The 13188-nt window shown below is 46.2% G+C and carries 8 protein-coding genes; 2 read left to right on the top strand and 6 right to left on the bottom strand.

What is annotated here, in order from left to right:
- The 5 genes from QUA38_RS22095 to fbp form a co-directional block, all read right to left on the bottom strand.
- The coding region (locus QUA38_RS22095) for a nucleotide-binding protein (protein ID WP_445305089.1) at window positions 1-245 on the bottom strand (245 nt) is incomplete at its 3' end.
- Window positions 246-606: 361 nt separating this feature from the next.
- A complete protein-coding gene (opcA, locus tag QUA38_RS22100; RefSeq protein WP_333165587.1) occupies window positions 607-1971 on the bottom strand; it encodes a glucose-6-phosphate dehydrogenase assembly protein OpcA in 1365 nt (454 codons plus the stop codon).
- A 136-nt stretch (window positions 1972-2107) separates the two neighbouring features.
- Window positions 2108-3637, bottom strand: a complete 1530-nt coding sequence (gene zwf / locus QUA38_RS22105) for a glucose-6-phosphate dehydrogenase (RefSeq protein ID WP_333165590.1) — start codon at window positions 3635-3637, stop codon at window positions 2108-2110.
- Between the two features lie 261 nt (window positions 3638-3898).
- Window positions 3899-5053: a transaldolase gene (gene tal, locus QUA38_RS22110; RefSeq protein ID WP_333165593.1), complete on the bottom strand. Its 1155-nt coding sequence runs from the start codon at window positions 5051-5053 to the stop codon at window positions 3899-3901.
- Window positions 5054-5296: 243 nt separating this feature from the next.
- Window positions 5297-6370 (bottom strand): class 1 fructose-bisphosphatase, encoded by a 1074-nt coding sequence (fbp, locus tag QUA38_RS22115; protein WP_333165603.1) that lies wholly within the window; start codon window positions 6368-6370, stop codon window positions 5297-5299.
- Between the two features lie 640 nt (window positions 6371-7010).
- Here fbp and QUA38_RS22120 point away from each other — a divergent pair.
- Together QUA38_RS22120 and QUA38_RS22125 are read left to right on the top strand one after the other, a co-directional pair.
- Window positions 7011-9290, top strand: coding sequence for an AAA-like domain-containing protein (locus tag QUA38_RS22120; protein WP_333165595.1), 2280 nt, complete (start codon window positions 7011-7013; stop codon window positions 9288-9290).
- Window positions 9291-9326: 36 nt separating this feature from the next.
- Window positions 9327-12275, top strand: a complete 2949-nt coding sequence (locus tag QUA38_RS22125; protein WP_333165597.1) for a WD40 domain-containing protein — start codon at window positions 9327-9329, stop codon at window positions 12273-12275.
- Window positions 12276-12501: 226 nt separating this feature from the next.
- On the opposite strand, the gene QUA38_RS22130 is transcribed toward QUA38_RS22125, so the two are convergent.
- Window positions 12502-13188: phytochelatin synthase family protein (locus QUA38_RS22130; protein ID WP_333165600.1), on the bottom strand; the 687-nt coding region annotated here is incomplete at its 5' end.

The following is a 13188-nucleotide window of genomic DNA, read 5'->3' on the forward strand; positions in this document are numbered from 1 at the left end:
GCATAATCGACATCTTGAATATGACGAGAAAAACACTTTTTTACATAAGATTCAGACGTTAATACCGGGTCTAAATTCCGACAGGGACGACCAGTAACAAAAGCATGAAACATCGGGTCAATGTAATCGGGTCCCACCTTAAAAGATTGAACATTCAAGCCGCGACGGATTAAAAAAGCTAAAAGGGCGATCGTTACAGTCGTCTTTCCCGCCCCGCTGCGTTCGCCAGCAATTACTAAAGCCATAGTTCTCGATTAGTTACAAAAAATACAGAAAGCAGCCAGGTGATAAAATTACGAGTATTGGTCTTGAACTTTTAAAATAATACTTCTTTAACGAACCGCGAAGACGCGAAAGCCGCGAAGGAAGAAGGAGAAGAATATAGGTAATTTCGTTGCTTTTTAGCAGTATTTTATAGTTTTGAGTCAAAGAACATTATTAATTCAAAACTCATAACTTCTAACTCACAACTTCTAAAAAAGTAGGGCAGACATTGCCTGCCCCACTAAATATTAACTCAATCCTTCTTCCTTCTTCCGACGGACATCGGACTGATATCCGTTACATCCGTTACATCCGTTACACAATCCGTTGCCGAACTTCTCTTTACCGCTTAGCCAACTTCAGCATTTGAGCCGTCACTGCCAAACTTTCTTCGTAAAGCACATCTCGGCCCCAACTCTGCAAGTGCTGGCCCAGCAAGTGTTCCGTCACCTGATCGAACAGAGGACTCACCTGGTTAAACCGATCGGTTTGAGCGCCACCCTTCGTTTCCATCCGCATACAGCCGCCCACTTCCGAACACAGAACCGTACCGCAGTCAGCCTTCTCGTTCGTAGAACTCAAACGCAGAGCAATCAAATCGCCCGGGACATCGCCCGTATCAGCAGTAGGAATAGCAGCCAACTCCGCTTCTACAACCCGTTCGTCCGGCCCCGCGAATTTAATTCGCTTGATTTGGTAATCGCCCTCTTCCTGTTTGAAAGCAACAGGACGCCACTGAAGCCGGCTCGCCAGCCAACCCAAATACATCAGCGCTTGCGTAGAATTGTCCTGTTCGTAATCGATCGTCACCCGATCGATTTCCCGAATCGCAGCGCGACGTTCCGGGGCGTCAAAAGCCTCAGCAGCCAACTCCTGCCATGCGGCCAGGCGGCGCCAATTGAGATCCGCGATCGGAATTCCCTCCTCGATCAGACTGTGCATCAACAGCAATTCAGCTTCAGACTCGGCAAAGCTGCTAGAGTCAACAATCACAGAACTGCTAATTGCCGCCAGCCGCTGGAACAAACCCCGATCGGCATCAGGATTCGCTTTCCACCACAGCAGCGTCGGCAAATCCGGGATCGTCAACGCCGTCACGATGCCGCTCACCCGTTCCAAAGCAGCTTCCGTACCCCGGAGCGTAATATACTCGCAGCAGATCAGATTGCCAGTGGTGCGCTTGTGAACCGGACAATAAGCAGCCACTTGAGCCTGCACGCCTGTATCTTCCCCCGCCGTCGGGCACAGAGCAATAATCCGGCAGGGATTGGCAGCCACAATCGCGTCAGCCACGCCCGAACCCCCCGAACCCAAACCACTCGATCCCATCTCCTCGCCATTTGAATTTTTGCGAGCCACTTCTTCCCGCAAAGTCGCCAGCAATTCAGCGTTAGGTTTGCCAGTTCTCGGCAGCCCGTAAGCTTTTTGAGCCACCCTGATGCTAGATGCCGTCATCGGCCCGGTAATACCGTCCACCGGCCCGTCGTAAAACCCCAGATCCGCTAATAACCGCTGAGTTTCTTCGGGTTCGTAGACTACAAAAGTAAAAGTTGTTGCCCTACTAGCGATCGGAGAATCGCCCTTTGAACCAGATTCTCTGTAACTTTCCCAAATTTGACTCAATTCGGCCTCTATTTGGTCGAGCGACACATCTTTAGGATTTTGCAGCGAAACCAGAGGCGGAGCTTTCATCGGTGTCATCGTCATAAATCTTTTCTCCTTTGTTATTTGTTATTAGTCATTAGTCATTGGTTCTTAGTCATTGGTTCTTAGTCATTGGTTTTTAGCTAATCAATAATGGCTAATCCTGACCAATAAACTAAAGACTGCTGACTAATGACTTTTAAAGTCTGCGCCACTTGCGGCCGTCTCTGTTAATTAGCAGTTCTGCTTCCGCCGGTTCCCAAGTACCCGCTTCGTATTTAGGAACCAAATCTGGGTCGCTGGACGATTCCCAATCCATCAGCGCCGGCGTTACAACCCGCCAAGCTTCTTCCACTTCATCAGAACGGGTAAACAAAGTTTGGTCGCCCAGCATACAATCAATTAACAGGCGATCGTAAGCATCCGAAGATGTCACCCCAAAGGAAGAACCGTAACTGAAATCCATATCCACCGTCCGCGTCCGCAAATCCGGCCCCGGCATTTTCGCCTCAAACCTCAGCGAAATCCCCTCGTTCGGATGCACGCGCATAGTCAAAACGTTAGGAGTAGTTTGTTGGGCCGCGGACTGAAAGATTAGCAGCGGAACTTCGCGGAATTGAATCGCAATTTCGCTAACTTTTTTCGGCAACCGTTTGCCGGTTCGCAGGTAAAAAGGCACTCCCTGCCAGCGCCAGTTGTCAATCATAAACTTCATCGCCACAAAAGTCGGCGTTGTCGAGTTGGGAGCAACCCCCGGTTCTTCGTGATATCCTGGCACCGGTTTGCCCTTCATCCAACCTGCGGAATATTGACCCCGAATCGCTGAGAAGTCCAAGTTATTCAAATCTGCCAAGCGAGTTGCTTGCAGAACTTTCATCTTTTCGGTGCGGATGCTGTCAGCGTCGAGCGAGTTCGGCGGTTCCATCGCCGTCAGACAGAAAATCTGCATCAAGTGGTTTTGCAGCATATCCCGCAACGCCCCAGAGGATTCGTAGTAACCGGCCCGGTCTTCTACGCCTACTGTTTCTGCAACTGTAATTTGTACGTGATCGACAAATTGCCGATTCCACAGCGGTTCAAAAATCGCGTTAGCAAACCGGAACACCATTAAATTCTGAACAGTTTCTTTGCCCAAATAGTGGTCGATCCGGTAAACTTGCTGTTCTTGGCAAACCTGCTGCACGACTCGGTTGAGAGCTTTTGCCGAACTCAAGTCGCGGCCGAAGGGTTTTTCAATTACCAAGCGGTGTTTTGCTGGATCGACCAGCATTTGAGCCGCGCCCAGTTGCCTAATTGCTTCTGGGAAAAAGTTCGGGGAAACTGATAGATAAAATATGTGATTGCCGCGAGTTCTCCTTTCTTCGTCGAGTTCCGCTAAGAAAGCTTTGAGCTTTTGATAGCTTTCCGGGTTGTCAATGTCGCCGGGACAGTAGTACAAACCTTGAGCGAAATCTTGCCACAATTCTTCACTGCCAATGCCGCCGCCAAATTCTTCAATGCCTTCGCGCATTTGCTCTCGGAAGTAATCGTGACTCCAAGGGCGGCGGGCTACTCCCACCACGGTAGTTTCCGGTGGCAAGCGCCGATCGCGCTTCATCTGATAAATTGCAGGTACCAGTTTGCGCTGGGTGAGATCCCCAGAAGCTCCAAAGATTACCAGAATTTGTGGTTCCGGCACCCGTTCTTTTCGCAAACCGACCCGCAGTGGATTTTCAAGTAGCGTTACCATTATTTATTTTCCTTGTTCTAGTGGTGTTAACCCTGCCAAGACACCATGATAGTTTGCGGTCATTTCTGCTAGTTGCTGGGTGAGAGAATTAATCGATTCTTAATACTGCTAGAGGAGGCAAAGGATTTGGCTCTCTAGGAACTCAGAGAGCCATTAATCTCAAAATCCCTAGAGAGGATTTAAAACTCGGCATTTAAGAACCCAAATAATTATCTATTCCGATTCCTAAATGCTTCTGCCTTTCCGGATACAGATATCTGCCTAAGCGACGGGTGACAACTTCTGGACTTTCTCTTGCAAGGAATCCATCAGGCATTGGAACGGGGTGACGAATTTATCAATCCCGTCGAGGAGCAAGTCTGCCATCACTTGGTCCAAGTTGATGTTGATGTCGGGATCTTTGAGACTTTCGATCAGCGTGTAAGCTTCTTCAACGTTGTTCTCAATCCGGGGTGCGACATCGCAGTGGTCGAAACAAGCTTCAACGGTGTTCGGTGGCAAAGTGTTAACGGTGTCGGGGCCGATTAGTTCATCGACGTACATGACATCGCTGTAGTTGGGGTTTTTGGTGCTGGTGGAAGCCCACAGTAAGCGCTGTACTTTGGCTCCTTTGGCTGCTAAAGCTTGCCAGCGATCGCTCGCTACGATCTCTTTATACTTCTGGTAAGCTACCTTCGCATTGGCGATCGCAATTTTTCCCTTCACTGCTTCCAGTTTAGCTTTTGTGGAAATATCTGTGACATTTTTGAGTTTCTCGTCAATCTTGCCATCGACATTGATGTCGATCCGGCTCAAGAAGAAACTGGCAACAGAAGCAATATTGCTAATATCCAAACCTTTAGCCGCCCGCGCTTCTAAACCGCGAATGTAAGCCCAGAAGGTTTCGACGTAGCTGTCAACGGAGAATAGCAAAGTCACGTTAACGTTAATCCCTTCGCTGATGACTCGCTCAACTGCGGGCAAACCTTGAGCGGTTCCCGGAATCTTAATCATCACGTTTTCTTTGCCGATCGCATGATAATAGCGCAAGGCTTCGCTAATCGTGCTTTCTGTATCGTTGGCGATCGTCGGTGGGACTTCAATGCTAATGTAACCGTCCAAACCCTTCGACTCTGCGTAAACTGGGGCGAAGATGTCGCAAGCGTTGCGGATATCTTCAAATACCAGAGATTCGTAAATCTCCATAACAGATTTGCCCGCCCGGATGCCCGCTTCGATATCAGCGTCGTAAATCACATTACCTGCGATCGCTTTCTCAAAAATAGCCGGATTAGATGTAATCCCGCGCAGTCCCCTACTTTCAATCATCTTTTTGAGTTCGCCGGACTCGATCAGATCGCGAGTCAAATTGTCCATCCAGATACTTTGGCCAATTTCTTTGATTTCTAACAGGTGATTCGTTGGTGTTGCTGTCATTACTGTAACTCCTACAATTTGATAGCTGTTAATTGGAAATTGGAAATTGGGAATTGAAAATTGAAAATTGGCAATGGGGAATTGGTAATTGGGAGTCGAAAGTTATAAGTTAAAACCCTCTTCCTTCTTCCTGACATCCGTTACATCCGTTACATCCCGTACATTGCTCGTTGCCGAACTTTCCTCTTCCTGACATCCGTTACATCCGTTACATCTTGTACATTGCTCGTTGCCGAACTTCCTTCACTCTTGGGCAGTTCTAGGATTGCGCGATCGATCTTGAATAAAAGACTCGACCATCGCTACATTCTCTTTACTGCCGATAATCAAGGGCGATCGCTCGTGCAGTTTGGTCGGCACAACGTCTAAAATGTCTTGAACTCCCGTACTTGCCCGCCCGCCGGCTTGCTCCATCAAAAACGCCAAGGGAGCCGATTCGTAGAGCAAACGCAATTTGCCTTCAGGTTTTTTCACCGTTCCGGGGTACAAAAACACGCCTCCCTGGAACAAAATCCGGTGGAAATCTCCCACCAAAGCCCCACCATACCGGGCGGTGTAGCCTTCGCTGCGGTGTACGTAGCGAATGTAGTCTCTCAAAGATTCCTCCCACTGCCAGAAGTTGCCTTCATTAACGCTGTAAATCGGGCCGCGATCGGGAACCTTAATGTTTTCGTTAGCTAGAATAAACTCGCCCAAACTGGGGTCGAGGGTAAAGGAATGAACACCCTGACCGATCGAATAAACCAGCATGGTACTGGGGCCGTAGAGCACATAACCAGCGGCAATTTGTTTGTGTCCATGTTGCAGCAAGTCGGAAGCAGAACCATCTGCATCGTCCCCCTCTTGCTTGCGGATGCTGAATATGGAGCCTACATTGAGATTGATGTCAAGATTGGAAGAACCGTCTATAGGATCGTAGAGCAGACTGTAACGCCCGATCGGACAATTTTCGGGAATGTAGTAGGGTTTTTCCATTTCCTCCGAAGCCAAGCGGCAGACAAGTCCGCTTTGCTGGAATACCGAGATAAAGACTTCATTGGCATAGATATCCATCTTTTTGACGGATTCTCCCTGCACGTTCGTAGCCCCTGTAAACCCCAAGGCATCTGCCATTAATCCGGCTCTGCTGAGCCGCCTCGCGATCAGCTTGGCAGCTAGTCCGATGCGATTCATCAGGGCACTGAGATCCTGAGCATCTGCTGAAAAGCTGTGAAGTTGCTGGAGTACGTGACGAGATAGGGTTGTGCAATCGCGGTCTAAGGCTTGCACCTGATCTGTCGGGCCCAGGCGGGTTTCCCCTGTCGGCGCGTTTACCATGATTTTGATGTCCTCCCTGTCTTGCTGCTCTGGATTTGGGTTTGATGGAGTCCTTGACACTTGCCGCTGAATTGGCTATGAGACCGATCGTCCCCTAACTTCTATCTTAGGAAGGGTTTTGCGAAAGGGGGATAAACTTTAGGTGAATTTTAGATCTCCATCGAAAGTGTTATCAAAGAGTGAGGCGTTCGATCGACTATTTAGCCGGGAATTGTCTTCAAAATCACTAAATTTTTTAATTAACAGATCTTGACGCTCTTGACCTAGAGGAAGAGCAGAAGGAAGAAGCAAGAAGGAAGAAGGAAGATTGTTGCTGGATTAATTATCAAAAATATTTTTAAAGATATCGCAGTAAAAATTGGTTTTACAGGGGCAAAAAATCTCGATATTTATAAAAATACGACTGCAAAACGGGAAGCCGATCGCACTTCTTGAATAGGTAGCTTAAATGATTAGTTGAGAGTAGCGATCGCCTTTTCCATTGGTTATGCTTGAATCAGGGCGATCGTTTCTGCCAGTTTACCGCTCAACAAAAATAAAGATGTTTGTGGTTAAATACCGTATAAAGGCAAGAAATATCTCGCCCTGACTGAGGTAGTGTCGTTAAGCTCCTGTATCTCCTCTCCTAAAGGTTCCATTAATGAGTATTTCGCCTAGAAATAAAAAAATTATCCTGTTTTTGGCAGCCAACCCCAAAAATACCACCCCTGTGGACTTACAGAAAGAGGCGAAGGAAGTTGCAGAGGGGTTACAACGCTCTAAAAAAGTCGACAAGTTCCAACTTGAGCAACAGTGGGCGGTGACACCCAGAGAAATGCAGCGAGCCATATTAGATTATAAACCAGAGATTGTGCATTTCTCTGGGCATGGTGCAGGAGAAGGCGGTTTAGCCTTGGAAGATGAGGCGGGACAAATTAAGCTGGTCAATACCAAAGCTTTGGCAGCTTTATTTGAGGCGTTTAATGAGTACGTGGAGTGCGTAATACTCAACGCTTGCTATTCAGAAGTGCAAGCGGCTGCGATCGCACGTCACATTCCTTATGTGATCGGCATGAAGCAAGCGGTGGGAGATAGCGCCGCACGAGAATTTGCTGTAGGTTTTTACGATACGTTGGCGGCGGGGGAGTCGATCGAATTTGCCTATAAATTGGGTTGCGTTAGCATCAGCATGGCTGGTATTTCAGAAGAGCTGACTCCGGTATTAAAGAAAAAGTCGGATTTTTCTGAGTTGGGTGCAGCAGGGCGATCGGGCGATGCTTCTGGTAACGATATCGTTGAGGAGTCGTCGCCTGTGGTGGAAAATCCGCGCTCTAGCGCCGTATCTCCCGTTTCGAGTTCCAATTTAGACAACCCAGAAGGTTCTGTTAGTTTAGATTCACCCCTATATATTGCTCGGCCTCCCATTGAATCTGACTGCTACCAAACTATTGTTAAGCCCGGAGCTTTAATCCGAATCAAAGCCCCCCGGCAAATGGGAAAAACTTCCTTATTGCAGCGAATTTTATACAACGCCAAGGAACAGGGTTATCAAACGGCTTATTTAAACTTTCAATGGGCTGATGGCAGTTTTCTAACCAATCTTGATGAGTTGTTGCAGTGGTTTTGTGGTGAGATTACCAATGAATTAAATTTAGAAGATAGGTTAGGAGAATATTGGAAAGGCGTTCTCGGCAGTAAAAATAAAAGCACGAAGTATTTCCAACGCTATCTACTATCTAACAGCGATCAGCCTGTTGTTTTAGGGTTAGATGAAGTCGATCGCATTTTTGAGCATTCCGAAATAGCCACCGACTTCTTTGGATTATTACGAGCTTGGCACGAACGGGGCAAAAATGAGGAAATTTGGAAAAAGCTGAGGTTGGTCATTTCTCACTCTCAAGAAGTTTATATTCCTCTCAATATTAATCAGTCGCCATTTAACGTGGGATTGCCCATAGAATTACCTGAACTCAATCAGAGACAGGTAACAGATTTAGTGAACAGACACCAATTAAATTGGTCAAATCAAGAGATTTGTGACCTGATGGAAATGGTGGGCGGTCATCCTTATTTAGTGCGAGTTGCTCTCTACCAAATTGCCAGAGGCAGAATTAGCTTAGATAGCTTGCTAAAAGTCGCTCCTACTGAAGAAGGCCCTTACTACGATCATTTACGACGGCATTTAGTTAACTTGGAACAAGATGCAGAACTAGCAGCAACAATTAGACAAGTCATTAACAGCGAACAACCTGTAGAAATTAATACCGGAGAGGCTTTTAAATTGCGAAGCATGGGGTTGATCAAATTTCAGGGAAATGCTGTCATGCCATTGTGTGGTTTGTATCGTCAATATTTTCGCCATCGCCTAGCCTCTCCCCAACCGAATATGACTGCTGGGCAACAAACGAATAACCAATCAAGTTTGGAGCTAGAGAGTAATTTAGGAACTATAATTTTCTCCGATGTTGTTAATTCCACCGCTTTATCAGTTGCCAACCAAAAGCTGACACTAGAATTAGTGAATCGAGATTTCAACATCATCCGAGGCATCTGCGCTAAACATCAAGGCAAAGTTCTTAAAGAAATGGGCGATGGTTTATTAATTTTCTTTCCAGAAAGTGCCGTAAAAGCAGTAGCCTGTGCGCTAGAAATACAGCGAAGTCTCGCCGAAGCTGCTACAACCTTACCTGCGAGCCATGTCCTGCAACACCGGATTGGTATTCACTTGGGGGAAATATTCTTTCTTAATAATGATATCAGGGGGGCTGGTGTAAATTTAGCGGCTCGTTTAGAAGGCAAAGCAGAGCCAGGAGGAATCTGTATTTCTGAAACAGTTTATCAAGTCGTTAAAACCCACTCACCTTTAAATGTAATTGACTTAGGTATGCAACAGTTAAAGGGAATTACTGAACCTGTACGGCTGTACAAATTGATTTCTTGATTCTCTGATTTTCCACCTATAAATTAACAATGACCTATGAAGGATTATCAATACCAAGTTGGGGGTAGCCTGCCTGCAAACGCCCCAACTTATGTCACTAGAAAGGCGGATGAAGAACTTTATCAAGCTTTAAAAGCTGGAGAATTTTGCTACGTTCTTAATTCCCGACAAATGGGAAAATCATCCCTGCGAGTGCGGACAATGCAGCGGTTACAAGCAGAGGGAATTGCCTGTAGTAGCATTGATATCACAGAAATTGGCACCTCAGACATTACGCCAGAAGAGTGGTATGCAGGCGTGATTGATAGCATCGTCAGCCGATTAGATTTGTATGACGTTTTTGATTTAGATGAATGGTGGGAGCAGAACAGCTTACTATCGAATGTTAAACGATTCAGTAAATTTTTTGAAGAAGTATTACTCAAGATAATCTCAGAAAATATAGTAATTTTTGTCGATGAGTCTGACAGTTTACTCAGCTTAAATTTTAAAATAGAAGATTTTTTTGCTGTGATTCGTGATTGCTATAATAATCGAGCTGATAAACCCGACTATCGTCGATTAACATTTACGATGTTAGGGGTAGCTACTCCCTCAGATTTAATTCAAGACAAGCGACGCACTCCGTTTAATATTGGTCGAGGAATAGAGTTAACGGGGTTTCAATTAGCAGAAGCCCAACCTTTAGCAGTGGGGTTAGAAACTCAAGCGGAAAATTCTCAAGCTGTGTTAGAAGCAGTATTATATTGGACGGGCGGACAGCCATTTTTAACACAAAAGCTTTGTAAACTAATGCTCGGTAGTGCCAATAATATACCCATTCCAAATCCCGCTGACTGGGTAGAAAGTTTAGTCCAAGAAAACGTGATTGATAATTGGGAAGCACAGGATGAACCAGAACATTTAAAAACGATTAGAGGACGCATTTTACGCAGCGAACAGCGTGCCAGTCGGTTATTGGGACTCTATCAGCAAATTTTGCAGCACAATGAAATAGCGACTGATGATACTCCCGAACAAATGGAACTGCGATTAACTGGGTTGGTGGTTAAGCAGTCTGGCAAACTTAAAGTTTATAACCCCATTTATCAATCGGTTTTTAACCTGGATTGGGTGGAAAAACAATTAGCGGAGCTCCGCCCTTACAGCGAAAGTTTTAAAGTTTGGATAGAGTCTAATTGCCAAGATGAATCGCGACTTTTGCGGGGTCAAGCCTTGCACGATGCTCACACTTGGGCAGCAGATAAAAGTTTGAGCGATTTGGATTATCAGTTTTTAAATGCCAGCCGGGAAGTCCAACAACGGGAAGTTGAACGAGAGTTAGAAGCACAGAGACAAGCGAATAAAATTTTGACTCAAGCGAATCAGACTCTAATTAAAGCAGAGCAATTAGCCACGTATAAAGTCACTCAAGCCCAGAATTTAGCAAATGTCATCCAGGAAACTGCTTTTTCTAATGAATCATTTCGTTCAGGACAGACATTCCAAGCACTGTTGGAAGCATTAAAGGCAGGGCAAGCATTCAAACAGCTAGATTCTTCATCCGAGACGACAAAACATATTAGAGGACGAGTGATAGCTGTGCTGCAACAAGCAGTGTCCGCAGTAAAAGAGCGCAATCATTTGGAAGGGCATAGCAATTCTGTAAATAGCGTTGCCTTGAGTCCAGATGGCAAGACATTGGCTTCTGCAAGCAGTGACAACACCATCAAACTGTGGCACCTAGAAAGCCAAAAACCCCTCGCTACCCTCACCGGGCATAGCAATTCTGTTAATAGCGTCGCCTTTAGTCGAGATGGCAAGACATTGGCTTCTGCAAGCAGTGACAAAACCATCAAACTGTGGCACCTAGAAAGCCAAAAACCCATCGCTACCCTCACCGGGCATAGCAATTCTGTCTGGAGTATCGCCTTGAGTCCAGATGGCAAGACATTGGCTTCTGCAAGCAGTGACAACACCATCAAACTGTGGCACCTGGAAAGCCAAAAACCCATCGCTACCCTCACCGGGCATATCAATGAGGTAAATAGCGTCGCCTTAAGTCGAGATGGCAAGACATTGGCTTCTGCAAGCCGTGACAACACCATCAAACTGTGGCATCTGGAAAGCCAAAAACCCACCGCTACCCTCACCGGGCATAGCAATCCGGTCTATAGCGTCGCCTTAAGTCGAGATGGCAAGACATTGGCTTCTGCAAGCAGTGACAAAACCATCAAACTGTGGCACCTGCAAACCCAAAAACCCCTCGCTACCCTCACCGGGCATAGCAATTCGGTCTATAGCGTCGCTTTGAGTCCAGATGGCAAGACATTGGCTTCTGCAAGCTTTGACAAAACCATCAAACTGTGGAATCTGGAAAGCCAAAAACCCATCGCTACCCTCACCGGGCATAGCAATCCGGTCTATAGCGTCGCCTTTAGTCCAGATGGCAAGACATTGGCTTCTACAAGTGACGACAAGACGATCAAACTGTGGAATCTGGAAAGCCAAAAACCCCTCGCTACCCTCACCGGGCATAGCAATGAGGTCTTGAGCGTCGCCTTTAGTCCAGATGGCAAGACATTGGCTTCTGCAAGCAGTGACAACACCATCAAACTGTGGAATCTGGAAAGCCAAAAACCCCTCGCTACCCTCACCGGGCATAGCAATTCGGTCTATAGCGTCGCCTTTAGTCCCGATGGCAAGACATTGGCTTCTGCAAGCAGTGACAACACTATCAAACTGTGGCACCTGCAAAGCCAAAAACCCCTCGCTACCCTCACCGGGCATCAAGGTTTGGTGTGGAGCGTCGCCTTTAGTCCAGATGGCAAGACATTGGCTTCTGCAAGCAGTGACAACACCATCAAACTGTGGATTTGGGATTTCGATAAATTAAGGGCATTAGGTTGCCATTGGATTAGCGATTATCTCAGAACAAACCCGAAAGTGACAGAAGAGGACAAACAGATGTGTGCTGATTACCTCAACCAAGAGCCAATCAAATAGGACTTAGGCAAAAGCAGCCAGCCAGCCAGATGTTCCTACTACATTTTTTACCACTACTTCGACTTTTTTGTTGTCCATTCCTCACTCGCATCAGTCACAACCCTATTATTTCGCGACGACGAATCTTTATCCACAACCACCACCACTATCTCATTATTAAATCTTGCTATTTAATTTTCACTTTTGTCGTTAGTCGAGGTTTGGGGAGTTCAAAAGGCGGTAGGAGCTAATTCTGAGGGATATTGCACCGATCTCCCTTGGAATATAAAGTGTAAAACTCCTGGAGTGCTGACATTTGTTCTCTCAATCTAGATATCTCTACATCCAAGGGAGGGAGTAGTTTTTTAAGGTGGCGAACCTCACTAAACCACAGTCGTAACTCTGGTTTGAGAGTTGCATAGAGCGTTTCGGGACACGACAGTAATATTGCTGTTATAATCTCTGCTACGAATGGCTGTTGCGATCGCCATTTCCCTACAACAGACATTGCATCCCTGTCATCGCTCGACAAGCATTGGTGAACAATATCAAACAGTGAATTTAACTCAATAGCTGCCCGTAATTTCTCAAGAGTCTCTGCCGTCTCTGAGGAGGTATGCAGCATGGTTGTAAATTCAACAGGCCAATGGTGCAGAATGGTACTGACAACTGAAGCAATTGAATCAGGTTGCTCTTTTCTCTGAATGTCTGGGAGTATTTCTGCAAAGTAAGTAGCAACACTACGCCACTGATGTAAATCACAAGCAACATGAAAAAAGGTTTCTGGCAACCTTTCACTCTTCTGCAATAAAATATAACCTCGACATTGATTAGTCACGGGATCGACAGGTTCAAATGCTTGCCATAACAAAGGCAGAGAAACCCAGTGAGGTGGATATTTGAAACGGGCAACATCCAGCAGAAGAACTAGATC

The sequence above is a fragment of the Microcoleus sp. Pol12B4 genome (assembly GCF_036701385.1).
Classification (GTDB): domain Bacteria; phylum Cyanobacteriota; class Cyanobacteriia; order Cyanobacteriales; family Microcoleaceae; genus Microcoleus.

What these genes read in the sequence shown, in the direction of transcription:
- tal (WP_333165593.1), bottom strand. Translation starts at nt 5,053, where the DNA reads ATGACAGCAACACCAACGAATCACCTGTTAGAAATCAAAGAAATTGGC.
- fbp (WP_333165603.1), bottom strand. Translation starts at nt 6,370, where the DNA reads ATGGTAAACGCGCCGACAGGGGAAACCCGCCTGGGCCCGACAGATCAG.
- zwf (WP_333165590.1), bottom strand. Translation starts at nt 3,637, where the DNA reads ATGGTAACGCTACTTGAAAATCCACTGCGGGTCGGTTTGCGAAAAGAA.
- opcA (WP_333165587.1), bottom strand. Translation starts at nt 1,971, where the DNA reads ATGACGATGACACCGATGAAAGCTCCGCCTCTGGTTTCGCTGCAAAAT.
- QUA38_RS22120 (WP_333165595.1), top strand. Translation starts at nt 7,011, where the DNA reads ATGAGTATTTCGCCTAGAAATAAAAAAATTATCCTGTTTTTGGCAGCC.
- QUA38_RS22125 (WP_333165597.1), top strand. Translation starts at nt 9,327, where the DNA reads ATGAAGGATTATCAATACCAAGTTGGGGGTAGCCTGCCTGCAAACGCC.